This is a genomic window from Virgibacillus sp. LDC-1, from assembly GCF_030137545.1.
Taxonomy (GTDB): Bacteria; Bacillota; Bacilli; order Bacillales; family Amphibacillaceae; genus LDC-1.
Genome location: NZ_JARUVL010000002.1, coordinates 167,512 through 194,353, shown reverse-complemented (window position 1 = coordinate 194,353; position 26,842 = coordinate 167,512). Strand labels below are relative to the sequence as shown.

Here is a 26,842-nt window from a genome sequence, read left to right as displayed (position 1 = left end):
AGTAGAGGTGTAGAAAATGGAAAAAAAGAAAATGGGATTACTTGTCATGGCTTATGGAACGCCATATAAAGAAGAAGACATAGAACCATATTACACACATATTCGTCACGGAAGAAAGCCATCCGAAGAAGCGTTGCAAGATTTGAAAGATCGCTACAAGGCAATTGGGGGGATTTCTCCATTAGCGCGAATCACGGAAAATCAAGCAGGTGCATTAGAAGCGGAATTAAATGCGATACAGGATACGTATGAATTTACCGTATATATTGGATTAAAGCATATCCACCCATTTATCGAAGATACCGTAGAAAGAATGGCTCATGATGGTGTAAAAGAAGCTGTTTCAATTGTGCTTGCACCACATTATTCTACGTTTAGTGTGAAAAGCTATAATACACGTGCGAAGGAAGAAGCAGAAAAGCATGGCATTACATTGCAATCTGTAGAAAGCTGGTATGCTGCTACTGGATTCATTCAATATTGGGCAGATAACATTCAGAAGCAATACGCGAAAATGACGGAAGCAGAACAGGAAAAAGCGGTGCTCATCGTTTCTGCACATAGCTTGCCTGAGAAAATTTTGCAATATGGAGACCCATATCCAGAGCAGCTAAAAGAAACAGCCAAATTAATTGCAGAAAAAGCAGACATTAAACACTATGAAATTGGCTGGCAAAGTGAAGGAAATACACCTGATCCATGGCTTGGACCAGACGTACAGGATTTAACACGGGAATTGTATGAACAAAAAGGGTACGAGTCCTTTGTTTATGCGCCAGTTGGTTTCGTCGCTGATCACTTGGAAGTACTATACGATAATGATTATGAATGTAAGGTTGTTTGTGATGAAATAGGTGCAAATTATTATCGCCCGGAAATGCCCAATGTAAAGCCCGAATTCATCGCTACATTAGCGAATGTTGTGTTAGATAAAGTAAGAAGTGAAGCATAATGGAGAAGAAAAAAATCTTAATCACTGGTGGCGGTATTACAGGATTAACGGCAGCTTTTTATTTGCAGCAAGAAATTCAGGAAAAGCAGCTTCCATATGAAGTGAAATTAGTGGAAGCTAGTAATCGTCTTGGTGGTAAAGTGAAAACAACTCGGAAGGACGGCTTTATCATTGAACAAGGTCCCGACTCTTTTTTAGAACGTAAAACACCTGCAGTAAAGCTAGTAAAGGCATTAGGAATGGAAGAAGAGCTTGTTCGTAATGGTACAGGGCAATCCTATATATTAGTGAATGGAAAGCTTCATAAAATGCCAAGTGGTGCATTTATGGGGGTGCCTACCCAAGTAAAGCCGTTCTTGTTTTCCGGTATTTTCTCACCAATTGGGAAGCTTCGAGCCGGTATGGATTTTTTACTTCCAAAAGGTAAGGAAGTGGAGGATCAATCTTTGGGTGGATTTTTTCGGCATCGGTTTGGTGATGAACTGGTCGAAAACTTAATTGAGCCATTGCTGTCGGGAATTTATGCTGGAGATATTGATGAAATGAGTTTGATGGCAACTTTTCCAAACTTTTACCATTTAGAGCAAAAGCATCGTAGCTTGATTCGTGGCTTGCAGAAAACGATGCCAAAGCCGACAAAACCAAAAGGAAAAAAACCTGGCATGTTTTTATCGTTAAAAAACGGTTTAGAATCGATTGTGGAGCAGTTAGAAAAGCAGTTAGATCAAGTAGATATTATACAAGGGGTAGCTGTTAACCATATCGAGAAAAAAGAACAAGGCTATGGCGTCTTATTAAGTGATGGTGAGGTATATAACGCAGATGCAATCATTATGACAACTCCTCATCACAGCTTGCCTACTATTTTTAGTCAATATGATTTCTTTCAAGCATTTCATGAAATGCCAGCAACGTCTGTTGCAAATGTTGCAATCGCATTTGATCAATCTGCCATTACCCAAGATATTGATGGCACAGGGTTTGTTGTTTCAAGAAACAGTGATTTTCGAATTACTGCATGTACGTGGACACATAAGAAATGGCCAAATTCAACCCCAGAAGGAAAGGCGTTAGTGCGTTGCTATGTCGGTCGTCCGAATGATCCAGAAGCAGTGGATCTTTCTGATGAGGAAATGGTGGAAATCGTGTTGAATGATTTACGTAAAACGATGAACATCCAAAAAGCTCCAGAGTTTTATGTTGTAACACGGTGGAAAAATGCAATGCCACAATATAACGTGGGGCATTTAGCACGGATATCCGAGATACGAAATCAAGCGAAAAAACAGCTGCCAGGCGTGTTTTTAACAGGAAGCTCGTATGAAGGAATTGGCTTACCAGATTGTATGGAGCAAGGAGAAGAAGCAGTAAAGGCTGTATTAGGTTTTCTAGAATAATCCTTTTATATTTTCAAAAAAAGAAGTCAGGCAGTTCATCAACCATCGATGATCTGCCTGACTTCTTTTTAAATGGTTAGTAGCTTTCTTCTAATTGGTCAATCAGGGAGCCAACATATGCGACTGCTTCTTGAATCGGAGCAGGCTTTGACATATCAACGCCTGCTTTTTTAATTAAGTCAAACGGCTTCATTGTACCACCAGCTTTTAATACTTGAAGCCAACGATCTACGGCAGGCTGTCCTTCTTGCTGGATTTGTTTGGCAACATTTGTAGAAACGGTTAGTCCAGCAGAGTACGTATATGGATATAAGCCCATGTAGTAGTGAGGCTGTCGCATCCATATAAGACCAGCTCCGGCATCTAATGTAACACTGTCTCCCCAGAATGCTTGCAGTGTATCGTATTTTTGCGTAGAAAGAACATCAGCAGTTAACGGTGTGCCAGCTTCCGCAAGCTGGTAGACACGACGCTGAAATTCAGCTTCTAGTAAATGGGTAACAAAGTTATGGTAATACGTTCCTAATAGCTGTGTGATGACCCAACGCTTCATCTGCTTATCCTCTGTTTTTGCAAGTAAATGATTTGCTAATAATAGCTCATTTAAGGTAGAAGGAGCTTCGACAAAGTAAGTAGATGGGCGTGTATTACTTAGAGATTGGTTTTTCCCTGCAAGATAGAAATGACCTGCGTGTCCGAGCTCATGAGCAAGGACGAAAGCACCTCGCATTGTATCGGTCCATGTGATAAGAATATACGGATGAACGCCATACGGGCTTGAACAAAAAGCACCAGTAGCTTTTCCAATATTATCGCAATAATCAACCCAGCGTTCGCTAAGGCCTTTATGAATCATGTCACTATATTCCGTCCCCATTACTGCTAATGCTTCTTTAATCGTTGTCGTAGCTTCCTGATACGTTGTTTTAGGATTAAAAGCTGGATCTAGTGGTGCTTTTAAATCACAGTAATGCATGTCATCAAGCTCGAGCTTTTCCTTTTTTAATTTCGCATATCGACGCATATGTGGTGCAAGTTCCTTTAGAATCACATCTAGCTGCTGCTCATACATTTCTTTTGATACTTGCTGTGAATGCAACAACATGTCTGTAACGGAAGGATAGTTTCGCAATTTAGCTAGGGTTACCTGCTTTGATACCTCTGTTGCATAAGTTGCTGCAAAGGTGTGCTTATAGCTATTCAATGTTTTGGTAAAAGATTGATAAGCAGCACGGCGAATGTGCGTGTTTGCTTCAAATTCATAGCGATCCTCGTAAAGTGCTGCGGACATCGGTAACGTTTTTCCATCGGTAGATTTAATCGCGTCAAATTCCATGTCAGCAGATTTGCTTCTTCCATAAATCATATATGGTGCATCATGCACCTGACTTAAAGCTGCGAGGGTTTCTTCTATTTCTGGACTTAGGGTGTGCGGTTTTTTTTCAAGTGTATCTAGCAGTGTCTTTTGGAAGAGCTTTAGCTTTGGTTCTTCTTGTAAATATTGGATTATTTTTTGCTCTGAAAGAGTAAGAAGCTCAGCCTCTACAAACGAAAGCGCTGCACTGATTTGAGCCATTGCTGTAGCAACTTTTGCGGAATCACGTTGATTATTTGCATCACTACCGTCTGCACTAGCTCGTAAACTTGCATATGTAGCAACGCGAATCAAGCGTTCTTGATAATTCTCTAGCGCCTGGAGACAGCTTAACAAGGCTTGTGCATTTTTTGTTACGTTTTCTTTATACGCGGTGATTGATGTAACCTCTTCCTGAATCGCTTTTAATTCCTGCTCCCATGCTTCATGAGAAGGAAATAAGTCTGATAAATCCCATGTTTGTGCTTGTGCTACTTCCTTTCGATTCTTTCTTTTTGAAGCTAAATCGCTCATATCTATTCTCCTCTCCAAAATTAAAAATATTTCGTTACTCTAAATATTATCATATGTTAAAGGTTGTGAATATTGTTTTTTTCATCTATAGCTTTTAAAAGGGAGAGGGTGTTTAATGATAGTCTTAATAAAAAAACAGCTATTTTAGAATAGCTGTTTCATAACAGATAGATAGTATACATGGTATGATTTAGATATAGGGGAATGATACAGGCTAGCGAGCTGGGTGGTCGCATTCACAACAAATATTTCCATAGCAGTCAGCTTGTTCATGCATCTCATTACCGCATTGTTGACACTTTTTCTTTGGGAGATTCCTGAAAAATTCAATAACGTTCATCATGTTACACGCCTCCTTATTCGTAAGATTGTATCATAACAATAAACTTTATGTTTTTCTGTATTATAACAAATGTTAATTGTATTGTATTATAACAATATGCGATGTGTCAATACTGTGTTACAACAAATTTTAAAAAAGGAATGATTAGATGAAATTAACCGTTGTCGGCCATTGGGGTGGCTATCCTGCAAAAAACAATGCAACGTCCTGTTATTTATTAGAAAAAGATTCATTTAGTTTATTAATCGATGTAGGTAGTGGAGCATTATCTTGTCTACAGGATTATAAAGAAATCATGGAGATTGATGCAGTGCTCCTCTCCCATTATCATCAGGATCATATAGCAGATATTGGTGTGCTACAATATGCATGGCTCGTAAATTCCTATTTAACAGAAGATAAGCGTGTACTTCCAATCTATGGTCATAGGGAGGATGCTGCGGCGTTTTCCGTTTTGACACACGAATGCACAAAAGGAATTGCATATGATCCTACCCGTGTTTTAGAAATTGGTCCATTTTCAATAACTTTTTTACAGACGGTTCACCCAGTCCCATGTTATGGAATGCGAATATCAGATGGCGAGAGAACAATTGTTTATACAGCAGATACAAGCTATCAGAAGGAATGGATTCCGTTTTCAAAAGGAGCAGACTTATTAATTACCGATTGTAATTTCTATGCGGAACAGGATGGTTCCAAAGCTGGCCATATGAACAGTAAAGAAGGAGCAATGATTGCACAAGCGTCTGGTGTACACGAGCTTTTACTCAGTCATCTGCCACAGTATGGTGAACAAACGCAGCTCGCGCAAGAAGCGAAGCGTGATTATAATGGTAGAGTGCATCTCGCCTGTAAAGGGTTTACTTGGCAAAAGTAGGATGTAGAATTGGTTTCGCATAAAAGTATGGTATATTTTGTATGGAGAAAATGAGAATTCTTTGATTGCGTCGCTACTTTCTATTAAACTGAATAAAGAAGAGAAAAGATAAGGGGGTAAAATGATGAAGTTTATTGATAACAAGGGGATTACAGACCCTACAATCAATCTTGCATTAGAGGAATATGTACTTCAAAATTTTGGTGAAAAGGATACATATCTTTTATTTTATATTAATGAACCGTCGATTATTGTTGGGAGAAATCAAAATACGGTTGAGGAAATTAATACCGAATATGTAGACAGCAATGGGATAAAGGTTGTCCGTCGTTTATCAGGTGGTGGAGCGGTATATCATGATGAAGGAAATCTTAATTTTAGCTTTATAACAAAAGACGATGGTGAAAGCTTTCATAACTTCGAAAAGTTTACAAAGCCAGTTGTTGAAGCATTAAACAAATTAGGCGTTCCAGCAGAATTAAAAGGCCGCAATGATCTCGTAGCAGATGGAAGAAAAATATCTGGAAATGCCCAATTCTCTACAAAGGGGCGCATGTTTAGTCACGGAACATTAATGTTTGATTCAGAAATTGAACATGTGGTGGCTGCCTTGAACGTAAATAAAGCAAAAATCGAATCAAAGGGGATTAAATCAATTCGTAGCCGTGTTACGAATATTTCTGAATTCCTTGATGAAAAAATTACAATGGACGAATTTAAGGCACTTATCTTGCGTTCGATTTTTGATGTAGCAGATGTAGCGGATGTTCCTCGTTATGAATTAACAGAGAACGATTGGGAAAATGTTCGACAAATAGCAGAAGAACGCTATCGTAATTGGGATTGGAATTACGGTAAGTCACCGACATTTAACATTCAGGAGTCCCACAAATTTGATGCTGGTCTTGTAGATGTTCGTTTGGATGTTTCAAAAGGAAAGATAAAAAATTGCAAAATTTATGGCGACTTTTTTGGGGTAGGAGATGTACGTGTAATTGAAGAGAAGCTACAAGGGGTTCGTCATGAGCGAAAAGCGATTGAAGAAGCTTTAGAGGGAATAGATATTCCGCACTATTTAGGAAGAATTACAAAAGAACAATTTATCCAATTAATTTACTAATCATTTACGTAAAAACCGGAGGACTGCCTTCGGTTTTTTTGCTATATGTAAGCAGGAAAGTAATTACGTCACAATTTTGGTAGCGGTTTCACTTGAATTGCAGCAGCCGCTATTTTATAATTTAAATTAGATTAATATTCACAATTTATAGAAGAAGGGGTTGGGATCAAGAAGGATATGTGCGTCTAAATAATGAATGACTATTCATTCATTATTGATTGAGGATTTGAACAAAGGGGGAGAAAAAATGAATTTAAGTCTACAGCTGGAGCGTACCGCGCATAGTATGCCAACGAAGTCTGCTTTCATTTTTCAATCGCAACAAACAAGTTACCAGGAATTAAACGGTGCGGTAACAAAGCTAGCTTCACAACTCGAAGCATTAGGCTGTAAAAAAGGGGATCATATCGCACTTATAACTGGAAATAGCCCTCATTTCATTATCGGGCTATATGCAGCATTGCGGATAGGGGCGGTCGTAGTACCTATAAATCCAATGTATACGATTCCTGAAATGCTGTATATTTTGAAAAATGGTCATGTAAAGACTGTTATTATGCTGGATGTACTTATTCCAAAGTTCGTTGAAATGGAAAAAGATCTTCCAGCTATTACGAACTATATTGCATGTGAATCTGGAAAGATGGGACAGTTTGATAGCAACCTATTATCAGGAAAAATAAAATCGTTTGCAACACTTGTTTCGAACGGCAATTTGGACTACAAGCCACCTATTATTAATGAAGGGGATACAGCGCTCATTTTATATACTTCGGGAACGACTGGACATCCAAAGGGCGCAATGCTTTCTCATAAAAATCTCTATTCCAATGCAAAGGATGTTGCTGATTATTTACAAATGAATGAAGATGATCGAGTGGTTGCAGCATTACCAATGTTCCATGTGTTCTGTCTGACGGTTTCATTAAATGCACCATTGATGAATGGTGGAACAGTATTAATCGTACCGAAATTTTCACCGCATGCTGTATTTGAATTAACAAAAACGTATGAGGCAACAATATTTGCTGGTGTACCAACAATGTATAATTACTTATTACAGGCAGGTATACCAGACCACAAGGCTGATTTTTCTTCTGTACGACTTTGTATTTCAGGCGGTGCATCGATGCCTGTAGCCTTGTTGAAGAACTTTGAAAAGACATTTGGTGTAATTATTTCAGAAGGATATGGTTTATCAGAAGCGTCACCAGTAACGTGCTTTAATCCGTTAGATCGACCTCGCAAGCCTGGCTCTATTGGTACAAGCATAAAAAATGTAGAAAACAAAGTAGTCGATGAATTTGGCGAAGTGCTGCCACCTGGTGAAGTTGGCGAGCTTATTGTTCGAGGGCCGAATGTGATGAAGGAGTATTACCAAATGCCCGAAGAAACTGCAGTGACACTGAAGGACGGGTGGCTATATACGGGTGATATGGCTAGAATGGATGATGAAGGTTATTTTTATATTGTTGATCGAAAAAAAGATATGATACTTGTTGGTGGATATAATGTATATCCACGTGAAGTTGAAGAGGTGTTGTATGCGCATCCGCTTGTTGCAGAAACCGCAGTCATCGGTGTGCCTGATCCTGAAGCAGGAGAAGCGGTTGTTAGCTTTGTCGTTGCGAAGGATGCTTCTCTGACAGAAGAAATGTTAAGGGATTTTTGTAAAGAGCAACTCGCACCGTATAAAATCCCTTCAAAATTTGAATTCATAGAAGAATTACCAAAGAATACAACAGGAAAAATCATGCGCCGAAGCTTGCGCGATCATGTAAAGCTATAAGGATTCACTATAATAACGATTAATAATTCCTATTCCTGATATGTGGGTAGGAATTATTTTTATTCCAGTTATAAATTGTCTGTACCTTGCGCTAATTAGGAATAAATGGAAGGAATTTAAGCCATACTAAAAAAAAGTGAAAGGACGGATTGAATGAAAAAGCAGGAAGAACAATTGGAATTATCAACCTTTACAGTACTTAATCCGCATTTTTATCCAGAACTGGAAGTACATGCTGTAACAGAAAGCAAAATGGAAGATGAGCAAGAAGGGAAAACTGAATAGTTAGTGATATTTCATTTCCATATACATCATTTTTTGTGAAAATTGTAATTTTATGTATACTTTTATAAAAATATCTGATAAATTAGAATATAAGCCTCTTTCGATTCATTTGATATGGAAAGGATGAATGTTATGTTGGATGATCTTTATACCTCATCTCATGAGGTGACTCCTGTTACATTGGCCATCATTGCTGGGGAAGAAGCAAATGAGAATGCAAGGGCAATCATCCTAGAAGAAAAAAAGGAATACCCTGTAAGTATTCCTCCAAGCAGGATTATTGATCAAGCCTGTAAATTCTACGGATCTAGTCTTAGAGGTAGGCAAGAAGGGACAAAAGAGATCTGTGGAATCACCCACAAGGCGCCCATCTCCATTGATCCGACAAGCGGCATGTATTTTTTCCCCACGAATTCACCCACGAATCCGAAATGCTCCTGGATTGCTCATTCACACATAGATCAAGTCAACCGATCCAAAAATCAATGTACGGAAATCGTTTTTAAAAATGGTCGAAGTATCGTACTAGATGTTTCTTTTGGATCGATGCTCAATCAGGTGCAACGAACAGCGCAATTCCGTTATTTATTGGATAACCGTATCAAGTATTTGCAAAAGCATATGATTGATCTGGTTGCAGAGCCTTACGCATAAGCTCCAGTATTATCGTTTCTACTTTTTTCTGAATGGTTGGATTAAAGTAGTTGCGTTTTTCCTCTCGTCCATTGCAAAGAAAGAGATAGGAGGAAAACGTGTTGTTTTTCTCCAAAGGAATTACTTGTAGCTTATGCTTCTGCATTTGTTTCCTTAATCGTTTTCGCTCATTTAATGCTTTTGAAGCCATTCTTTTCAACAGTTCCACATATGGTGCTTTTATTTTAAAGGCTCCCGTTTGGATCAGATGAATATCCTGTTGAATAACGATAATGGCCATCGAAAGAAAAAGAAACTTCGTTGCAATGTTTACTTCTTCTTCTGTAAGATAGCGCAAAGCAAATCCCTCCAATAAGAGAACGTTTGTTCTATTATATGCGTTTGCAAAGAAAAAATATACAAAAAAATATTGGAAATGAAGTCGAAAGAGGCAATTGATATATTTTAACTTTGCAGATTGCATCGTTTCTATTAAAATAAAAGGGTATCGGAAAATACTGCTAATGTGCTCGAAGCATAATGCGACTCTTTTATCACACATTAACGCTGGTATGGATTAAAGGTTCTTTTAATGGATGAGGAGATTATACGTCATGTATTTACATAACATCTTGACTGATTGGAAAATAATGGCTGAAAATGATACGTTAGATGAATATATTATGCAATTGCTAGAGGATTATAGTAATCTTGGGCCATTACCAGGTATATTACTGCCTTTTATTGAGGCTTTTCTTCCCTTTCTACCACTGTTTGTATTTGTATTCGCCAATGCTGCAGCATATGGTTTGCTGAAGGGTTTTTTACTTTCATGGGCTGGTTCTAGTCTAGGTGCAATTGTTGTATTTCTCATAATTCGTCAATTACAAGATAAACGAATTATGGTTGCGATACGCAAAAATAAGCAAGTAAAAAAAGTGACGAATTGGCTTGACCGTCATGGGTTTGGTCCGTTGTTTTTATTGCTTTGTTTCCCTTTTTCACCGTCGTCTGTCATTAATGTTGTAGCTGGCTTATCAAGGATTAGTCTACAGCAATTTATTTTGGCAGTCTTATTAGGCAAATCCGTGATGATTTTTTCAATTGCTTATGTCGGATCAAGTATCGTCTCTTTTGCCAAAAATCCAGTGAAAACAATTGTAGTAGGCGTTTGCATTGTTTTATTTTGGGTGCTTGGGAAGTATTTAGAAAATCGATTGCAAAAAAAGGCCGCACAGAAAGATGCTGAAGAGTAGCAATCAATGGTATAGAAAGAATGCAGATCAACGTACAATGGTGTCTACATACAAATGAAAATAACTATAATAAAGCTTCTGTCTCTGATAAAATAAGAGGATAGAAGCTTTTGCTATATAGCATGTTGTTTAAGGAGGGAATAACAATGGGACTCCGTTTTATTATAGGACGGGCCGGTTCTGGAATAAGTGAGCAGTGTATGCAAGAAATAAAGCAGGAATCACGTCACAATCCTCAAGGTCCTCCTATTTTTTATATCGTGCCGGATCAGATGACGTTTCAACAGGAATATGCTTTGTTTCAAGATGCTGATTTTCAAGGAAGTATTCGCGCACAGGTTGTTAGCTTCTCCCGTCTAGCATGGCGTGTTCTCCAGGAAACAGGAGGGGGGACAAGGCAGTTTATTAGCTCTATTGGTATTCAAATGATGCTTCGAAAAATCATTGAAGAAAAGCAAGGCGACTGGCAAGTATTTCAGAAGGCATTGGAAAAGCAAGGCTTTTTGAGCCAAATGGAGAAAATGATTACCGAATTCAAGCGGTATCAAGTTACCCCAGAGCTTATTCAACAGCAAATGGAGCAAATTAATCGCTTTACCCATAAAGAGCCAGGCGAAGAAGCGTTAGCAAAAAAACTAGCTGATTTGCTTTATATATATGAAAAGCTTGCCATTGCTTTGCAAGACACGTATATCGATAGTGAAGACCAGCTGCAATTATTAGCGGAAAAAATAACGGAAGCACGTTTTTTAGAAGGAGCAACAATTTATTTGGATGGCTTCCATCGATTTACTCCTACAGAGCTTTATGTTGTAGAAGCTTTGTTGAAGAAATGCAGCAATGTAACGATGACGCTTGTAGTCGATGATCCAGAAAATGAAACATCATCAGATCTTGATTTGTTTTATCAAACAACGGAAACGTATCATACATTAAAGGCACTTGCACAAGAACTCGCCATTGAAATCGAAGAAACAATGGAATTAACTCCCCAAGAAGCGAGGTTTCAAGACCGCCCTGCTTTTGCTCATTTAGAGGCGCATTTTGATACACGACCTGCACCAGAGTTTAGTCAGGAAGCGCCGATTAACATTGCAGAAGCAGTACATCCGCGAGCAGAAGTAGAGGGAGTTGCACAAGAAATTCTCCAGCTTGTCCGTGAAGAAGGCTATCGTTATCGCGACATTGCCGTGTTTATAAGACAAACGGATACATATCACGATCTCATTGCAACGATATTTAGTGATTACGATATTCCTGTTTTTATCGATGAGAAGCGTTCGATGTTAAATCACTCCCTTATCGAATTAATTCGATCGGTGCTAGAGGTTGTGGAAGGAAATTGGCGCTATGATTCCGTATTTCGTGTGTTGAAAACAGGATATATCCCAGCGGCAGATACAGAGTATCCATTAACCAATGATGCGATTGATGAGCTCGAAAACTATGTATTGGAATATGGAATTCGTTCTCGTAATCAATGGTATGCCAAGGAAGGGTGGATTTTTCAACGCTTTCGAGGCTTTGACAAGGCAGCGCAAACCAATGCAGAAAAGGAAATGGAATTAAAGCTAAATAAATATCGGGAGCAGGTTATCGATGCACTCCAAGCTTTTGATGAACAAATAAGGAAAGCAAAAACGATTCGCGCACGTTGTGAGGCCATTTTTGGATTGTTAGAACGGATGGATGTGTCGCAAACATTAGAGAAAATGCGGACCCATTATGATGAAAGTGGTCAGCTTGAAAAAGGAAGAGAGCAGGAGCAGGTTTGGAATGCTATTATGCAGCTTTTTGATGAAATTGTTGAGATCGCTGGGGAAGAAGAGATGGATTTATTAACATTTCGTTCCATGCTTGAAGCCGGTTTTGAATCATTAACATTTGCGCACGTCCCACCAAGCATAGACCATGTTATTGTAGGTACAGTAGATCGATCAAGAGTAAGTGATATTAAATGCTCATTTTTGCTTGGTGTGAATGATGGCGTATGGCCACTAAAGCCACCATCAGATAGTGTAATTAATGAACAAGAGCGCGAATTGCTAGCGATTCATGGGTTAAAGCTTGCTGATACAAGCAAGCGACAATTATTGGATGATTGGTTTTATATGTATCTCGTATTCACAGCTGCGCAGGACAAGCTTTGGATTAGTTATCCTTTAAGTGATGAAGAAGGAAAAGCAAAAATGCCCTCACAGCTTATTCATCGAATGGAGGATTTGTTTCCACATGCACGAATGCATTCATTATTACAAGAGCCTGATGAGTTGTATGAAGCAGAACGGTTTATTACAACACCAGTAAAAACACGTGCAGCACTGACTGCTCAATTGGCAAGAAACCAAAAAGGGTATCCAATGAAGCCAATTTGGCTAAATGTATTAAATTGGTATATCGAAAATCATGACCGCAATGGAACGACCCACACCATTTTGCAAAGTCTTTTTTATGACAATAAACCTATTAACCTATCAACACAAACGGTAGAAAAATTATATCCTAAACAAGTAAAGGCAAGTGTATCTCGCTTAGAGACCTATTATCGCTGTTCTTATCAGCATTTTGCCAAATATAGCTTAGGATTAAACGAACGCAAGACGTATAAGTTAGATGCACCAGATATCGGACAATTATTTCATGAAGCATTAAAGCTTATTACAGAATGGGTGAATAAAGATGGAGGAGATTATGCGCAGCTAACAAAGCAGGATGCAGGTGGATACGCTCAAAAAGCAGTCCGACAGCTAGCACCTGTTCTTCAGCATCAGATTTTGCATAGCTCTAATCGCTACCAGTATATTCAGGAAAAGCTACAGGAAGTAATTGCACGCGCTGCATTTGTACTAAGTGAACAAGCAAGACAAAGTCACTTTTCACCAGTAGGATTAGAGCTTGGCTTTGGTACGAAGGACACGGATTTATCGCCAATGACCTTACAGCTACCAAATGGATTTGAATTGATGTTACGTGGACGTATCGATCGCGTTGATAAAGCGCTCGAAGGAGAAGAGCTCTACTTACGAATTATTGATTATAAATCAAGTGCAAAGGGATTAAATCTGTTAGAGGTTTATTATGGCTTAGCATTACAAATGCTCGCTTATCTTGATGTTGTATTAACGAATTCCGAGAAATGGCTCGGAGCAAAGGCAAGCCCAGCTGGCGTGCTTTATTTTCATGTTCATAATCCATTTATTAATGGATCAAGAGACTTGTCAGAGGATCAAATAGATCGGGAAATATTTAAAAAGTATAAAATGCAAGGGCTGCTAATGGCTGACGAACAAATGGTACGATCAATGGATACGTCGCTTGAATCAGGAATGAGTACGATTATTCCTGCAGGTGTAAAAAAGAATGGTGGATTTTACAGTAGCTCGAGGGTAGCAGACGAGCAAACATTTACGATGCTACAGCAGCATATTCATCATTTGATGGTACAGGCAGGAATCGATATGACTTCTGGCGGTGTAGCACTCAATCCATATCAGCATAAGCAAAAGACAGCATGTACGTTTTGTCCATTTTTATCTGTTTGTCAATTTGATCCAATGCTTCCGAATAACAACTACCGAAAATTGCAGGACATGAAGGATGACGATGTACTTGAGCGGATTAGCAGAGAGGAGGATGGAGCATGGTAAAGTGGACACCAGAGCAGGAAAAAGCGATATATACAGAAGGAAGTGATGTGTTAGTCGCAGCAGCAGCAGGCTCTGGAAAAACAGCTGTACTTGTAGAGCGAATCATTCAAAAGCTGTTAAATAAGCAGAACCCTGTCGACATTGATGCATTATTAGTCGTTACATTTACGAATGCCGCCGCACAAGAAATGCGGACACGTGTTGGTTTGGCACTAGAAAAAGCATTAGCAGAAGACCCTACATCGATCCATTTGAAAAAACAGCTTTCTTTGCTTCAGCGGGCATCAATATCAACCTTACATTCCTTTTGTTTAGATATTGTTCGCCAGTATGCATATTTGCTTGATATCGATCCTGGCTTTCGAATTGCGAATGATATGGAAGCAGATTTAATGCAGCAGGAAGTTCTCGATGAATTATTTGAAGCATGGTATGGAGGAGAAGACGTTAATCAAGCACAATTCTTTTCTGTTGTAGACCGCTTTTCTAGTGATCGTAGTGATGCAGATGTAGAGGATTTAATACTGAAATTGTACACGTTTGCGATGCAAAATCCTTCTCCTGAAAAATGGTTAGACGAGCTTGGGAACATGTACCAAATTCCAGCAGAGTGGAAGGAAAGTGACCTCGCTTGGTTGGAAATCATGAAACGGGAAGTGGTTAATCAGCTAGAAGCGATGGAACAGGAGATGCAGCTTGCAAGGTCAATTGTGCTTGCAAGTGATGGTCCATATCAATACGGGGATACCATTGATGCAGATATGGCGATGCTAGAACAGGCATTTCATTCCACTACATCCTGGGAAGCGATGCAAGCATTCTTTTCTAGTACTAGCTTTACAAAGCTTTCCAGTAAAAAGGCAGATTGTGATGAAGAAAAAAAAGAAAAAGTAAAAACAATTCGAAATAGCTATAAAAAGCGTTGGAATGATATGAAGCAGGACTGGTTTAGTCGAAATCTTGAGAGTCATGTAGCAGATATGCGTGAGCTTGCGCCTGTTATCAATCAATTGACCGCTTTAGTAAAAGCATTTAAAAACCGTTTTACAGAACGTAAAAAAGAAAATGCTGTGGTTGATTTTTCTGATTTAGAGCACTACTGCTTACAGCTGCTTATTGATGAAACATCAACAGACGAGCAGTTTTTCGCCTCTTCTGTTGCGAAAAGCTTGCAAAGTCAATACAGTGAGTTATTGGTAGATGAATACCAGGACACTAATTTAGTTCAAGAGACGATTTTAAAGCTAATTAGTGATCAGGTAGGAGCAGGCAACATGTTTATGGTAGGAGACGTAAAGCAGAGTATTTACAGGTTCCGCCATGCTGATCCATCTTTGTTTATTCATAAATATAAACAATTCGCCAAGTCGAATACTTCAGGCAGACGAATTGATCTCGCAAGTAATTTTCGAAGCAGGGAGCATGTATTAGTAGGTGCAAATTATATTTTTAGACAAATTTTTGATGAAAAACTTGGTGACATTGAATATGACGAAGCAGCAGAACTAATTTACGCAAATAAAATGTATGATTCGCTTGAAGCGACAGAACCGAATCCAGAGCTTATTATAATTGATCGTGAACAAGCAGAAGAAAGTGATGAGCAGACAGAAGGTTCGGAGGATTATGCTGATTTGGCTAAAGCGGAGTTGGAAGCCCGTGTATATGCACAAAAGATAAAAAAATGGATCGGACAAGATGAGGAGAAAAGCTTGCAAATTGTCGATAAAGCTACCCAAGCAAAGCGTGATGTTCAATACCGTGATATTGTTATTTTGCTTCGTTCCATGACATGGGCACCAATTATCACGGATGAACTAAAGAAGCAGGGCATTCCTGTATATGCAGAATTGTCAACTGGCTACTTTGAAGCGATAGAAATCAAGGTAATGATTAGCCTGCTGAAGGTCATCGATAATCCACGTCAAGATATTCCCTTAGCCTCTATTCTAAAGTCGCCGATTGTTCGCATGGATGAAGAGGAAATGGCTGCAATTAGACTAGCAAATCAACGTGAAGCTTATTATGATGCGTTATTGGCGTATTCAAAGCAGAACAATAATGAAACAGCAGCAAAGGCTAATGAGTTTTTAACGCAGTTAGCGCATTTTCGATTAGAAGCAAGACAAGGTGCTTTGTCTGAATTAATTTGGAGAATTTATCGTGAAACAGGCTATTATGATTTTGTTGGTGGTATGCCTGGTGGTAGACAGCGGCAAGCAAATTTGCGTGCACTTTATGATCGAGCACGGAGCTATGAAACAACTTCGTTTCGTGGGTTGTTCCGCTTCCTTCGATTTATTGAGCGAATGGAGGAAAGAGGAGATGACCTTGGAGCTGCTCGCGCATTAAGTGAGCAAGAGGATGTCGTACGAATTATGACCATCCATAAAAGTAAAGGGCTTGAGTTTCCAATTGTTATTTTAGGTGCAATGGATAAACAATTTAATTTGCAGGATTTAAGAGCACGATATATGCTGCATAAGGATCTTGGATTTGCTAGTAAATATATTGATCCAGTTAAGCGGATCACATATCCTACCTTGTTTTATCATGCGATGCAAAAAGAACAGCTTCGAGAGCTGCTTGCAGAAGAAATGCGCGTTCTATATGTTGCGCTAACTCGGGCAAAAGAAAAACTCGTGATGGTAGGTAATGTTGCTTCCTTTGAAAAGAAACAGGAAAAGTGGCAAAAGGTTCTTGACCATGCAGAGTGGGTATTACCTGCCCATTACCGTCTTGATTCGAAGACATATTTAGACTGGGTTGGTCCTGCACTTATTCGGCATGAAAATACATCTTCTTTGCGCACTGAAGTACTAGGGGATGCGGTACTAGAGGAAATTAAAGTAGATCCTTCGAATTGGGATATTACGGTAATCCATGGAAGCGAGCTCGTTAACGTTAAAAATACGATTGGTAAAGAGGATGCGTTGTTAAAAGAGCGTATTATCGAATGGAAACCGCAGGACTCGGAGGACGAGGAAAGAAAAGCTTTCGTAAATAAACGTCTTTCTTTTCACTATCCGTTTGAAGAAGCAGCGCGCTCACGAGCAAAGCAAACCGTGACTGAGATTAAAAGACAACGGCAATTAAAGGATGATTATAGTGCGGATCAACTTGTACAGCCTTATAAAGCGCCGATTGTACGTAGGCCAGCGTTTATGAAAAAGGAAAAAACGATGTCAGCTGCTGAAAAAGGAACTGCAATGCATGCAGTTATGCAGCATATTCCATTTGAACATGAAATGACAGCAGCTGAAATTGAACTATTTATTGAACGTTTAGTAGAGCGGGAAATTCTCAGGAAAGAAGAAGCGGAAGTTGTAGATATTGCAGCAATCGGGCGATTTTTCAAAACAGAAATTGCTGCTTATATGATAAAGCAAAAGAAGCTATATCGAGAGGTTCCGTTTAGCCTGACGCTTCCTGCAAAAGAAGTGTATGCATCGTGGGATAGTAATATAGAGGAGCAGGTTCTTCTACAAGGGGTGCTTGATTGTGTTATTCCCAAAGAGGATGGCTGGATAATTTTAGACTATAAAACGGATACCATTAATGGGGAAATTACAGAACAGGTCGTTCATGAGCTTACAAAACGCTATGCCGTGCAAATGGAGCTTTATCGAACGGCGATTGAACGAATTTGGAGGCAACCAGTAAAGGAAACTTATTTATACTTTTTTTCTAAAGAATTACTTGTAAACGTACCAAAAGAATAAGGCCAAGACAAGTTTAGCATTTGTATCAATTAGGGCCACCGCAATTTAGGAATGGGTTAGCTTATGCGGGTCCGACCTCAACTAACATGGGAAAGATAATACGCTTTATCGTGTGGATCTTTCGACGTACAGGACGTAGCGATTTTAGTCTGCGTTCCCCTGTTGCTGTTCCCACAGGACAAGGAACGCTTCGGCAGCGATACATCACACGCAGAAAAAGCGTTTTTCCTTTTCAAGGAGTCTCTGTACATCTGGCTTTCACGCGAATGATATTCTGCATGCTAGGTTTTCGTATAAAGGTTATAAAAAGCACTCCTCTAAGCTTTTGGTAGTCTAGATTAGCTACCAATATGCAAGATTTGAGGAGTGCTTCTTTTTTGTGTTTTGAAACCTTTGCTCTATAAGGAATAGGTTTTACGAATTTCACTAAATAAAAAGGTTTTTTGTTTCAGCCCGTCTCTATAAAGCTAGACAGGTTGTCCTACGTCTTCATTGCTATTGCTGTTTAAATTGGGGTTCCTCGGATTGAATGTATTGTAGTCTGGCATTAAGATTATCTAGTATCGTTTGTTGTTGCTGTGCCATGTTTTGAAACATTTGCTTTGCATTTTGATCTTCCGTTTCTAAAGAAAAGCTATTCAAGCTAGCTAGCACACTTTGGCAGCTTGATATCGCTTGTTGCATTTGTGTACCTACTGTCATATTATCACCTCCATATTTTATGTTTTCCCATTAACATCGAAATATGATAGATATTTCAAATGCAAACAGAGTGTTTCCATGTTGAAAGGGAAAACACTCTGTTATGCATTTGCGGTTACATTTTGATCTGTTGCATCAGGATCAAATGGATTTGTGGAGCTTACTCCAGTGTTAGTACAAATAAAATCCCCGGTGTTTAGTGAACCAGAACCTGTATTTGTTTTGGAATTGCTTTTTGGAGATAAATAAAAGGAATCCCCAAAATTTACTACCCCTCCGCCAACACTATTTATTTTAACGGGTCCAACAATAGATGGCATGGAAAACACCTTCTAATGGTAAGTTTAGTTCATAATATGACTAGTACATGCTACTTGTGTAGGTCAACTTATCGGTTTGTTCCTGGAAGTTTACGAATGTGCTTTATTCTCGATTCGGAGTCAATGATATCTAAATTTCCGATTTGGGTAATTCCAGACTGACTTATCCCGGTAATATTTATATCCTGTACATTGATCGTGTTTTTATGGTTTGTCGTTTTAAGATGAACTTCTTTCGGATTGGATAGATTCCATCGTGGTTTCATGCGGAAAAGTGGGAATTGGGCAAAGGTTTCATCCGTCTTATTAGAAAAAACGGCAAAGGGCTGTTGTATAGCAATTGCCTTTGATCGTGGTTGTGCAATTCCGGAGTCGCCAATATTAAACATGCCGGAAAAAATGATAGATGTAATTTCAATATGTTTCACTCGTGACGTGCGTATTCCCATATAACCCCTCCTTATACAGCAGCCAGAGGAACGACAGAGCCAATAATATAGGATTCAGGTGGAGTATCAAAAAAAGATGAAAGTGTAATTTCTTCGTTATCTCCAATTAAAAAGACAGAAGAGGAGGTAACTACTTTAACCTGCACATTCTGTACATTAAGATCCCAATTGTGTACTTCTAGATTCATTTTTCTTCTCCCTCACTATTCGTTGATTGCATATGCTTTCTTAATGAATTTAAAATTTCTTGCTTGATTTTTTCACAGGTGAAGTCGTAATCATCCAGTTCTTGCCCTGCGAGGTGTTTCTTTTTCGCTTCTGATTCGTAAAATTCAATTCGTTGAGGAAGCTGTTTTTCAATGTCTTGTAAGATAAGCGTTAAATAAGCCTCATCAATGGGCTTTTGATATTCGTCTGCAAGACTACGAATTAAATTTGGACAGCTGTGATGTAAGTAATTGGTGAGATCGGCTAGCGCTCTTCGTTTCCATTCGTCCTCCTGGTTTGCTTCTGGAATATTCAATTCGTCTATATTTGCAAGATCATTTGGGGATAAACCAATATGCAATGTTCCATCTAGCTTTTCTATTTTCAGCTGATCAAAGTGATATTCAATTTTTTCAACGTTATTTCTATTTTTCATTTTTAAGCTAGTGGATAATTGATCGACACGTTCCTCTAACGCTTGCATACGTTCATTTTGCGCTTGATAAGCTTGCTGTAATTGGTATAAATAATTGTTCCAATCATGATAGTTCATAAAAGCTCCCCCTTCATAATTCATAGGCGAATGTCTACTTTAGCGTATGCATAAGCAGGAAAAATGTGCTATTGCCCTGTAGGAGAGAGAGGGATGACAGGGGATACGCCCTCTACGTATGGGACAGGTTCTGCCAATTCGGTATACCCGCCTGTATTATAAGTGTCTGATCTTGATTGAATGCTTCCAGAGGTGCCAATTTGAAAAACAGACGAGTTCATAACAGCTCCAACTTTTATGGTATTAATAGTAATGGATTGATAAATGGTTAAATCCATGTGATTCACCTCGTTGATGTAATCGTTTGATCCAGTTGATCTGGATCATTCACCTGCGTATAGGAGTTAGCAAGATTAATATGTGTTCCATCTCCTGTATTGAAAGAGCCTCCACCAGCGTATGTTTTGGCAGTGCTTTCTGGCGCCATGGAATATACATCACCAATATTAAAAATACTTGATCCGGATACATTGATTACTTTAACTGCACCTACAATCGCTGGCATATGGAACCCTCCTCATCATTATTTTATGTTAATCATTTATATTGTTGATTATTTCAAGGAGAAGAAACATAATGATTCGGTGAATGAAAAGGGAAAGAGAAAAGGCTGAATATGAGAATTCACCTCTCGTTATTCAGCCTTTACGTATTATCCTCCTAGGATTGCTTTAATGTGATCTAACGCCCAATCTAAATCATTTTTTTCAATGGTTAAAGGTGGAGCAAAGCGAATGACATTTTCATGGGTTTCTTTACATAGAAGTCCTCTTTCTTTTAATCGTTCACAGTAAGGACGTGCCGATTCTGTTAATTCCACGCCAATGAATAGTCCTTTTCCTCTTACTTCTTTGATGGTCGGATTAGATATTTTTCTTAATTCTTCCATCATGTATTGGCCGAGCTCTAACGAACGATCTGCCAAATTTTCATAAAGCAATACATCAATCGCTGCAATGGAGACAGCACATGCTAACGGATTTCCGCCAAACGTAGAGCCATGTGATCCTGGATTAAATACGCCCAAAATGTCTCTGTTGGCGACAATACAAGATATCGGCATGACTCCACCGCCAAGCGCTTTTCCGAGGATTAATATATCAGGTGATACATCTTCCCAATCACAGGCAAACATTTTTCCACTTCGACAAAGTCCGGCCTGAATCTCATCAGCGATATAAAGGACATTATTTTGTTGACAAACGTCAAACGCTTCTTTTAAGAAACCTTCAGGTGGCAGCACAATTCCTGCTTCTCCTTGTATAGGTTCAAATAGAAAACCAGCCGTATTTTCATTAATAGCAGCCTTTAATGCTTCAATATCTCCATAAGGAATTAGCTTTATTCCAGGAAGCATTGGACCGAATCCGCGTTTGTACTCTTTTTCAGAGGATAATGACACAGCGGTCATTGTGCGCCCATGGAAGTTGCCTTCACATGCAATGATTTCTGCTTTATTCTCGGTAATACCTTTGACATCATAGCCCCATCGACGAGCAGCCTTGATAGCAGTTTCCACTGCTTCGGCTCCTGTGTTCATTGGTAAAGCCATTTCCTTATTTGTTAATTTGCAAATTTTTTCATACCACGGACCGAGTTGATCGTTATGAAATGCACGGGAAGTTAGTGTAACACGGTCAGCTTGTTTTTTTAATGCCTCAATTATTTTTGGGTGCCGATGTCCCTGGTTTACAGCTGAATATGCGCTTAGCATATCCATATAGCGATTTCCCTCAGGATCCTCTACCCAAACGCCATCTGCTTTTGCAACAACAATCGGCAATGGGTGATAATTTTTTGCGCCAAATGCTTCTGTTTGATGAATGACTTCTTGACTTGTTTGTCTCATTTTACCCCTCCCATATCTATGAAACCCTTTGAATCATTAAAATATTCTATAAAATGATTATAACAGTAATTCAATTTTCTTTAAATGCTCGATAGCTAATGGTAGGAATTTAGATGAAATACGTGGTATGATTATTACTATGAAGATAGGAAATACTTAATAGGTTAGGAAATAGGAGGAAATTTTGATGAATACGCATTTACATGTAACAGCTTGGGTGCTTGCGTTTATTTTGTTTATTGTTACAATTGTGCTTCGCAAGCAGGGGAAAGCGAAGGGCGCTAAAATTGTGCAAATGATTCTACGACTAGATTATTTATTAATTTTATATTCTGGTGGAGATCTTCTTGCAGGGTATTTCAGTGCAAAAGGTGCAATATTAGGGGAAGCAATTGTAAAAGGCTTAGCAGGTGTATGGATTATAGCAGCGATGGAAATGGTCAGTATGAAGCTAGCAAAAGGAAAGTCTACCAAAGGAGCATGGATACAGCTTATCATTGCTACAATAATTACATTAATACTTGGCTTTGGCCGTCTTCCTTTTGGATTCCTGCCATAAGAAACAACTTCACTATCAGAAGTGAATAAAAAAGGATAAGGGTCTGGCTATTTTTTGCCAGACCCTTTCCTGTGTACTGGTGTTCCTATTGACGAATCAAGCTTAATAAGAGAACCACTTGTCGTAATTATTATTGGGGGTATAAGAATGAAAAAGCATTTTATATATATTCTGTTAGTGCCATTACTTTTTTATTGTCTTCCTCTTGGTCATGCGAGTGCGGCTGATGACGTATCAAATCAAGTTATTTATGATATTTTAGTTGATCGTTTTAATAATGCAGATCAATCAAATCATGAACAAGTAAACCTTGAAAATCCGTTGGCCTATCATGGTGGAGATATTGAAGGGATTACACAAAAGCTGGATGAAATTAAAGAGTTAGGCTTTACAATGCTTTCCTTGTCACCGATTATGGCAAACACTCAAAATGGCTACCATGGCTATTGGATCGAAAATTTTTATGAAGTGGAAGAGCAGTTCGGTACAATGGATGACTTGCGGCAGCTTGTGGATGAAGCACATAAACGAGAAATGAAGGTTTTACTCGAATTTGTACCAAATTATGTTTCAAAACAAAGTCCACTTGCTACAGATTCCGCAAAGGCAGATTGGATTGTTCCTAATGAAACGGTAACTGTGGATGCTGCACCATGGCTTTCGGAAGTAGCTGTATTAAATCAGCAGAACGAAGCGGTCCAAGCTTACTTATTGGATGCTGCACAATATTGGATGGATGAAGCAAATGTGGATGGTTTAAGACTTTATGGAGTAGATGAGGCACAGCCTGCTTTTTTGGAAAGATTTACTGCAGAGCTCAAAGAAAAAAATCCAGCAATGCTTTTAACTGCAACAGTGCTTGGAGATAATTCACCAGCGTATTTACTCGAGAATGATGCCATAGATCTTTTAGAAAATCGTGCATACAATCGTACAATCACCAATATTTTTTCAAACTCAGATCAGCCCGTAAAGGATACATACGAAGCATGGAATTCTAGCGGATCGAAAGCAACAGGACTTCTTCAGATAGATACACCGTTTACACCGAGATTCACGCAACAATTTGCAGAGCAAGGAAGAAATTCTGTAACAGCCTGGAAGCTAGCATTAACGTATTTATATACTACTCCTGGTGTGCCGAGTATGTATCAAGGCTCGGAAATTCCGATGTATGGGGGAGCATATCCGGATAATCAACGACTTGTTGATTTTAATAGTGGTGATTCAGAATTAAAGGAGTTTTATACTCGAATTTCCGCACTAAGAAATGAATTTCCTGCTTTAAGAAAAGGAGATTATAAGCTAGTGGGATCTGATAAGGGAATGAGTGTCTTCTCACGTTCCTACGAAAATGAAACCATTTATATTGCCATTAACAATGATAGTGAATCACGGGTTGTTTCGATTGATGGAGTCACTTCAGGAAAGCAGCTTCGAGGCTTGCTTGGAGATAATATTACGCGTGAAGGGGATAATGGCGCATATAAAATTGGGTTGGATCGTGAAACAGCTGAAGTGTATACGATAGAAGAGGATAAAGGGCTTAATTGGCTATTTATCGCACCAATTCTGCTTGTGTTTTTCCTTTTTATAGGAGCTGTACTTTATTTAAGTAAAAAACAGAAAAAGCGTTCCATGGAGCAAGCCTGGAACAATAATAAGGCATAAACAATAAGCATACCACTAAATACGGTGGTATGCTTATTTTCACTCGACTTTTAAGAAGAATATTCGTATTCGTGTGCGGAAATAGCACCTCGCCCAGCTAAGTATCCATAAAGCCTGCGATACTCACTAATATCAATTTCACCAAAAATATACTTTTTTTGATAGAAGTCTAATAAATCATTCATGCTTTCAGGCAGTTGGTTGCGTTCAGCTTCAAAAGTAGTGATTAATTTGTTAATTAACATAGAATTCTCCTTCATCGTGTAGTGGGATAATCGACTCACTAAAATATATGAAGGAGAATAACGGTTCATGCTATTTTCTTTTTACATCAAAATCCAGATTGCTCTGGGAATGTTACTTTTGCAGTTGTTTTTTCCTTTTTTAAATTATATATCTGCATACCATCCATGGAAAACGTATAAAGCATATCTCCAATCGAAACGGCACGTTGAATTTGGGATTCCCACTGTTCATGAGCATTATTTTTGGGCTGGTGGGATATCGATCCCTTTAAGACAATACCTTTCGTTGGTGAAATCTCATAGAGAAATAATCCTTGATATAAAAATTGTTGTTCTTCATAGACTGCTTCTCCTTTTTGAACCCGTTTCGTTTCAAAAAGCGTTGCAGGAATGCCGAACAAATCTTTTGTAGGATGTTTAAATAAGGCATTATGATCCGTATTTATTTCCGAATAAGAATGGCCTTGCCCTAATATTTCATTTGATTGCTCTACTGGTTTCGCAGGATTAGTTATATCGAATAGAGATATTTTTAACCCATCTATCCGAACCTGTGGATCACCATTTCCTTCTTTAACAAGCTTTGTTTGCTGTCCAAAGCCAATAAGATGCTGCTTGCCTAATGGGTGTAAATAATCACTAAAACCTGGGATTTTAAGTTCTCCTAATACGGTCGGTTTTTTCGGGTTTTTAAGGTCTATGACAAATAGTGGATCCACTTGTTTAAAAGTTACCATATAAGCAACATCCTCCATGAAGCGCACACTATATATACGTTCTCCTTTCGCAAGGCCTTTGATAGAACCAAGCGGTTGTAATTGAAGGTCAAACGTATACATATTATTAGTAGAAGGTTTTTCCCCAGCTCCTATCGCGTTTTCTGTCGTTGCCACGCGAAATGTTTTATTCCGTTCATCCATAGAAAAGGAGTTAATTAGACTACCTGGAACGGTAGTAGAAGCATTATAGTGTATGCCTTTTTTTTGGATTTTAAATTGGACAATCTCTGTTTGGCTGACAGTGGAGGGGAGAGCTGCTTTTTCGTTTGATGAAGCAGCTGCTTCGGGCTGTTCATACTTGTTGACAGTCGTATATAAATGTTTTTTTGACATGTATATATGATCAGAAGAACCAAGGTAACTTTCTATGACAGCTTCCTTTGTAAGATCATTTAAGTTAATCGCTGCAATGACCATAAAGTTATCATCCTTGCTATCCGGAAAAAAGTACATGTTCTCAAAATCAAGTGGCCCGCTATCCTCTCCTTTTGCACTATCTTTTATAAATGGTCGTGGATCGATCGTTTCATTTTCCATTATGTGAAAGGGAGGTCGTTCATTGGCAATGATATAAAGCTGATCATCCATTTTTCGGGAAGCGGAAATAGTGCCTTCAAGGGATACTTCACGTATTCGCTTTGGCTTTGATGCATGAGATAAGTCGTATAAATAGATCGTTGTTTGGCTTGAATAAGTCGGATAGATGGCAATATCCCTTTTAGCTTCTGAGGAAGAAGCTTCTTTTTCCTCTTGGATAACTTCTCTCATAGGTTCATGCTTATAGCCGATACTAATTAAGAGGTTGTCATGGAGATAGATTTCCTCAGGTGTAAAGTTCTTTTCGGAAATCGTTGTCACTTGCTGCTCATTTGAGGCTGAAGCAATTACAATATCTCTTTCACGCGAAAAATAAATATATTCTCCATCTGTTTTTATGCGATCGCCTTCATCGATGCCAGCGACCTGTACATTGGTAGATGAAACTGCTGCTTCTTCTCCGGCACTTTCATTGACAGCTTTACTATCCTCCATCTCCATACTGAATAATTCATTTTCTCCTGTCTGATTCATGCGTTCCTTTAGCAATGTCATTAGCTGTGCTTTATCCTTAATTTTTTGGAGAGATTCCCCGGCTTGAAAAGTGTGTGAAAAGGCTCGTGCAAGCGTTTTTCCAGCTGTGGTTTGCACATCTTCTGTAATTTCAATGGAATAATTCGTATTAAGTTCATATCCGTTTTTTGGAGCGACAATTGTGACTGTTGTATAGTCATGGTTCCATTTGAGAGATATATCAATTTTTTCTCCTTGCTCATTTTTTACAAAAAGATTGTCTTTTGTAAATGAAGCAGGATCCATCTTTTGATTAAAGTGAATCTGCCAATTTTTATCCTGTAACACATAGCTAGAAGGAGATGCTAGTTCTGCTATTGGCTGGATAAAAAATGTTCTATATAAGAAAATTCCCGTAGCAATAAGTGCCATACAAATTGGTATCACAATAAAAAGTGTTCGTTTCATCATTTACCCACCTTGTTTGTTTTTTATTAGTAAGACGACGAATGTGAATGTATTGTTTCATTTTGAAGGGATATAACC

The 26,842-nt window shown here is 38.7% G+C and carries 25 protein-coding genes; 12 read left to right on the top strand and 13 right to left on the bottom strand.

Going from position 1 to position 26,842, the window contains the following annotated elements:
* Positions 1 to 16: 16 nt before the first annotated feature.
* Together hemH and hemY are read left to right on the top strand one after the other, a co-directional pair.
* The gene (gene hemH / locus QBK89_RS02725) at positions 17 to 952 is read left to right on the top strand and encodes a ferrochelatase (protein ID WP_284139473.1); all 936 of its coding nucleotides are present in this window, start codon (positions 17 to 19) and stop codon (positions 950 to 952) included.
* Positions 952 to 2,349, top strand: coding sequence for a protoporphyrinogen oxidase (gene hemY, locus QBK89_RS02720; RefSeq protein WP_284139472.1), 1,398 nt, complete (start codon positions 952 to 954; stop codon positions 2,347 to 2,349). Before hemH ends, hemY begins: the two co-directional genes overlap by 1 nt.
* A gap of 76 nt (positions 2,350 to 2,425) precedes the next feature.
* On the opposite strand, the gene pepF is transcribed toward hemY, so the two are convergent.
* The gene (gene pepF, locus QBK89_RS02715) at positions 2,426 to 4,237 is read right to left on the bottom strand and encodes an oligoendopeptidase F (RefSeq protein WP_284139471.1); all 1,812 of its coding nucleotides are present in this window, start codon (positions 4,235 to 4,237) and stop codon (positions 2,426 to 2,428) included.
* 214 nt (positions 4,238 to 4,451) lie between these two features.
* The gene (gene yhfH, locus QBK89_RS02710) at positions 4,452 to 4,577 is read right to left on the bottom strand and encodes a protein YhfH (protein WP_443089746.1); all 126 of its coding nucleotides are present in this window, start codon (positions 4,575 to 4,577) and stop codon (positions 4,452 to 4,454) included.
* Between the two features lie 151 nt (positions 4,578 to 4,728).
* Here yhfH and QBK89_RS02705 point away from each other — a divergent pair, with 151 nt between their 5' ends.
* The 5 genes from QBK89_RS02705 to QBK89_RS02685 all read left to right on the top strand — a co-directional run bounded on the left by QBK89_RS02705 (position 4,729) and on the right by QBK89_RS02685 (position 9,308).
* Positions 4,729 to 5,460 (top strand): MBL fold metallo-hydrolase, encoded by a 732-nt coding sequence (locus QBK89_RS02705; protein WP_284139469.1) that lies wholly within the window; start codon positions 4,729 to 4,731, stop codon positions 5,458 to 5,460.
* A gap of 124 nt (positions 5,461 to 5,584) precedes the next feature.
* The gene (gene lplA, locus QBK89_RS02700) at positions 5,585 to 6,580 is read left to right on the top strand and encodes a lipoate--protein ligase (protein WP_284139644.1); all 996 of its coding nucleotides are present in this window, start codon (positions 5,585 to 5,587) and stop codon (positions 6,578 to 6,580) included.
* 247 nt (positions 6,581 to 6,827) lie between these two features.
* A complete protein-coding gene (locus QBK89_RS02695; RefSeq protein ID WP_284139468.1) occupies positions 6,828 to 8,369 on the top strand; it encodes a fatty acid--CoA ligase family protein in 1,542 nt (513 codons plus the stop codon).
* Positions 8,370 to 8,522: 153 nt separating this feature from the next.
* A complete protein-coding gene (locus QBK89_RS02690) occupies positions 8,523 to 8,654 on the top strand; it encodes a hypothetical protein (RefSeq protein ID WP_284139467.1) in 132 nt (43 codons plus the stop codon).
* 132 nt (positions 8,655 to 8,786) lie between these two features.
* Complete coding sequence (locus tag QBK89_RS02685) at positions 8,787 to 9,308, top strand: competence protein ComK (protein WP_284139466.1); 522 nt, start codon at positions 8,787 to 8,789, stop codon at positions 9,306 to 9,308.
* Here the strand turns inward: QBK89_RS02685 and QBK89_RS02680 are convergent.
* The gene (locus tag QBK89_RS02680) at positions 9,256 to 9,645 is read right to left on the bottom strand and encodes a YhjD family protein (RefSeq protein WP_284139465.1); all 390 of its coding nucleotides are present in this window, start codon (positions 9,643 to 9,645) and stop codon (positions 9,256 to 9,258) included. The genes QBK89_RS02685 and QBK89_RS02680 overlap by 53 nt on opposite strands.
* 256 nt (positions 9,646 to 9,901) lie before the next feature.
* Here QBK89_RS02680 and QBK89_RS02675 point away from each other — a divergent pair, with 256 nt between their 5' ends.
* The 3 genes from QBK89_RS02675 to addA all read left to right on the top strand — a co-directional run bounded on the left by QBK89_RS02675 (position 9,902) and on the right by addA (position 17,912).
* The gene (locus QBK89_RS02675; RefSeq protein ID WP_284139464.1) at positions 9,902 to 10,543 is read left to right on the top strand and encodes a TVP38/TMEM64 family protein; all 642 of its coding nucleotides are present in this window, start codon (positions 9,902 to 9,904) and stop codon (positions 10,541 to 10,543) included.
* Between the two features lie 146 nt (positions 10,544 to 10,689).
* Positions 10,690 to 14,190, top strand: coding sequence for a helicase-exonuclease AddAB subunit AddB (addB, locus tag QBK89_RS02670; protein ID WP_284139463.1), 3,501 nt, complete (start codon positions 10,690 to 10,692; stop codon positions 14,188 to 14,190).
* Positions 14,184 to 17,912: a helicase-exonuclease AddAB subunit AddA gene (addA, locus tag QBK89_RS02665; protein ID WP_284139462.1), complete on the top strand. Its 3,729-nt coding sequence runs from the start codon at positions 14,184 to 14,186 to the stop codon at positions 17,910 to 17,912. The genes addB and addA overlap by 7 nt, the downstream gene beginning before the upstream one ends.
* A gap of 495 nt (positions 17,913 to 18,407) precedes the next feature.
* Here the strand turns inward: addA and QBK89_RS02660 are convergent, their stop codons facing one another.
* From QBK89_RS02660 to QBK89_RS02625, 8 genes are all read right to left on the bottom strand, one after another.
* Entirely contained in the window at positions 18,408 to 18,614 is a 207-nt protein-coding gene (locus tag QBK89_RS02660; protein WP_284139461.1) for a DUF1657 domain-containing protein, read from the bottom strand.
* Positions 18,615 to 18,715: 101 nt separating this feature from the next.
* Positions 18,716 to 18,934 carry a spore germination protein gene (locus QBK89_RS02655; RefSeq protein WP_284139460.1) on the bottom strand — a complete coding sequence of 73 codons (219 nt, stop codon included), beginning with the start codon at positions 18,932 to 18,934 and terminating at the stop codon, positions 18,716 to 18,718.
* A gap of 68 nt (positions 18,935 to 19,002) precedes the next feature.
* Positions 19,003 to 19,383, bottom strand: a complete 381-nt coding sequence (locus tag QBK89_RS02650) for a spore germination protein GerPE (RefSeq protein WP_284139459.1) — start codon at positions 19,381 to 19,383, stop codon at positions 19,003 to 19,005.
* An 11-nt stretch (positions 19,384 to 19,394) separates the two neighbouring features.
* Positions 19,395 to 19,571 carry a spore gernimation protein GerPD gene (locus tag QBK89_RS02645; protein ID WP_284139458.1) on the bottom strand — a complete coding sequence of 59 codons (177 nt, stop codon included), beginning with the start codon at positions 19,569 to 19,571 and terminating at the stop codon, positions 19,395 to 19,397.
* The gene (gene gerPC, locus QBK89_RS02640; protein ID WP_284139457.1) at positions 19,568 to 20,143 is read right to left on the bottom strand and encodes a spore germination protein GerPC; all 576 of its coding nucleotides are present in this window, start codon (positions 20,141 to 20,143) and stop codon (positions 19,568 to 19,570) included. Before gerPC ends, QBK89_RS02645 begins: the two co-directional genes overlap by 4 nt.
* A gap of 68 nt (positions 20,144 to 20,211) precedes the next feature.
* Positions 20,212 to 20,421, bottom strand: coding sequence for a spore germination protein GerPB (locus QBK89_RS02635; RefSeq protein ID WP_284139456.1), 210 nt, complete (start codon positions 20,419 to 20,421; stop codon positions 20,212 to 20,214).
* 5 nt (positions 20,422 to 20,426) lie between these two features.
* Positions 20,427 to 20,648, bottom strand: a complete 222-nt coding sequence (locus tag QBK89_RS02630) for a spore germination protein (protein WP_284139455.1) — start codon at positions 20,646 to 20,648, stop codon at positions 20,427 to 20,429.
* A gap of 147 nt (positions 20,649 to 20,795) precedes the next feature.
* The gene (locus QBK89_RS02625; protein WP_284139454.1) at positions 20,796 to 21,992 is read right to left on the bottom strand and encodes an ornithine--oxo-acid transaminase; all 1,197 of its coding nucleotides are present in this window, start codon (positions 21,990 to 21,992) and stop codon (positions 20,796 to 20,798) included.
* 187 nt (positions 21,993 to 22,179) lie between these two features.
* Here QBK89_RS02625 and QBK89_RS02620 point away from each other — a divergent pair, with 187 nt between their 5' ends.
* Positions 22,180 to 22,551, top strand: coding sequence for a YisL family protein (locus QBK89_RS02620; RefSeq protein WP_284139453.1), 372 nt, complete (start codon positions 22,180 to 22,182; stop codon positions 22,549 to 22,551).
* Between the two features lie 147 nt (positions 22,552 to 22,698).
* Positions 22,699 to 24,222 carry an alpha-amylase family glycosyl hydrolase gene (locus QBK89_RS02615; RefSeq protein WP_284139452.1) on the top strand — a complete coding sequence of 508 codons (1,524 nt, stop codon included), beginning with the start codon at positions 22,699 to 22,701 and terminating at the stop codon, positions 24,220 to 24,222.
* A 50-nt stretch (positions 24,223 to 24,272) separates the two neighbouring features.
* Here the strand turns inward: QBK89_RS02615 and yppF are convergent, their stop codons facing one another.
* Together yppF and QBK89_RS02605 are read right to left on the bottom strand one after the other, a co-directional pair.
* On the bottom strand, positions 24,273 to 24,467 hold the full coding sequence (gene yppF, locus QBK89_RS02610) for a YppF family protein (RefSeq protein ID WP_284139451.1): 195 nt from the start codon (positions 24,465 to 24,467) through the stop codon (positions 24,273 to 24,275).
* Positions 24,468 to 24,553: 86 nt separating this feature from the next.
* The gene (locus QBK89_RS02605; protein ID WP_284139450.1) at positions 24,554 to 26,767 is read right to left on the bottom strand and encodes a beta-propeller domain-containing protein; all 2,214 of its coding nucleotides are present in this window, start codon (positions 26,765 to 26,767) and stop codon (positions 24,554 to 24,556) included.
* Positions 26,768 to 26,842 lie beyond the last annotated feature (75 nt).

What these genes read in the sequence shown, in the direction of transcription:
- pepF (WP_284139471.1), bottom strand. Translation starts at nt 4,237, where the DNA reads ATGAGCGATTTAGCTTCAAAAAGAAAGAATCGAAAGGAAGTAGCACAA.
- lplA (WP_284139644.1), top strand. Translation starts at nt 5,585, where the DNA reads ATGAAGTTTATTGATAACAAGGGGATTACAGACCCTACAATCAATCTT.
- QBK89_RS02685 (WP_284139466.1), top strand. Translation starts at nt 8,787, where the DNA reads ATGTTGGATGATCTTTATACCTCATCTCATGAGGTGACTCCTGTTACA.
- QBK89_RS02615 (WP_284139452.1), top strand. Translation starts at nt 22,699, where the DNA reads ATGAAAAAGCATTTTATATATATTCTGTTAGTGCCATTACTTTTTTAT.
- QBK89_RS02675 (WP_284139464.1), top strand. Translation starts at nt 9,902, where the DNA reads ATGTATTTACATAACATCTTGACTGATTGGAAAATAATGGCTGAAAAT.
- gerPC (WP_284139457.1), bottom strand. Translation starts at nt 20,143, where the DNA reads ATGAACTATCATGATTGGAACAATTATTTATACCAATTACAGCAAGCT.
- addB (WP_284139463.1), top strand. Translation starts at nt 10,690, where the DNA reads ATGGGACTCCGTTTTATTATAGGACGGGCCGGTTCTGGAATAAGTGAG.
- QBK89_RS02705 (WP_284139469.1), top strand. Translation starts at nt 4,729, where the DNA reads ATGAAATTAACCGTTGTCGGCCATTGGGGTGGCTATCCTGCAAAAAAC.
- hemH (WP_284139473.1), top strand. Translation starts at nt 17, where the DNA reads ATGGAAAAAAAGAAAATGGGATTACTTGTCATGGCTTATGGAACGCCA.
- QBK89_RS02620 (WP_284139453.1), top strand. Translation starts at nt 22,180, where the DNA reads ATGAATACGCATTTACATGTAACAGCTTGGGTGCTTGCGTTTATTTTG.
- QBK89_RS02660 (WP_284139461.1), bottom strand. Translation starts at nt 18,614, where the DNA reads ATGACAGTAGGTACACAAATGCAACAAGCGATATCAAGCTGCCAAAGT.
- QBK89_RS02645 (WP_284139458.1), bottom strand. Translation starts at nt 19,571, where the DNA reads ATGAATCTAGAAGTACACAATTGGGATCTTAATGTACAGAATGTGCAG.
- QBK89_RS02690 (WP_284139467.1), top strand. Translation starts at nt 8,523, where the DNA reads ATGAAAAAGCAGGAAGAACAATTGGAATTATCAACCTTTACAGTACTT.
- QBK89_RS02650 (WP_284139459.1), bottom strand. Translation starts at nt 19,383, where the DNA reads ATGGGAATACGCACGTCACGAGTGAAACATATTGAAATTACATCTATC.
- addA (WP_284139462.1), top strand. Translation starts at nt 14,184, where the DNA reads ATGGTAAAGTGGACACCAGAGCAGGAAAAAGCGATATATACAGAAGGA.
- QBK89_RS02605 (WP_284139450.1), bottom strand. Translation starts at nt 26,767, where the DNA reads ATGATGAAACGAACACTTTTTATTGTGATACCAATTTGTATGGCACTT.
- QBK89_RS02655 (WP_284139460.1), bottom strand. Translation starts at nt 18,934, where the DNA reads ATGCCATCTATTGTTGGACCCGTTAAAATAAATAGTGTTGGCGGAGGG.
- QBK89_RS02695 (WP_284139468.1), top strand. Translation starts at nt 6,828, where the DNA reads ATGAATTTAAGTCTACAGCTGGAGCGTACCGCGCATAGTATGCCAACG.
- QBK89_RS02630 (WP_284139455.1), bottom strand. Translation starts at nt 20,648, where the DNA reads ATGCCAGCGATTGTAGGTGCAGTTAAAGTAATCAATGTATCCGGATCA.
- yppF (WP_284139451.1), bottom strand. Translation starts at nt 24,467, where the DNA reads ATGTTAATTAACAAATTAATCACTACTTTTGAAGCTGAACGCAACCAA.
- yhfH (WP_443089746.1), bottom strand. Translation starts at nt 4,577, where the DNA reads ATGAACGTTATTGAATTTTTCAGGAATCTCCCAAAGAAAAAGTGTCAA.
- QBK89_RS02635 (WP_284139456.1), bottom strand. Translation starts at nt 20,421, where the DNA reads ATGGATTTAACCATTTATCAATCCATTACTATTAATACCATAAAAGTT.
- QBK89_RS02625 (WP_284139454.1), bottom strand. Translation starts at nt 21,992, where the DNA reads ATGAGACAAACAAGTCAAGAAGTCATTCATCAAACAGAAGCATTTGGC.
- hemY (WP_284139472.1), top strand. Translation starts at nt 952, where the DNA reads ATGGAGAAGAAAAAAATCTTAATCACTGGTGGCGGTATTACAGGATTA.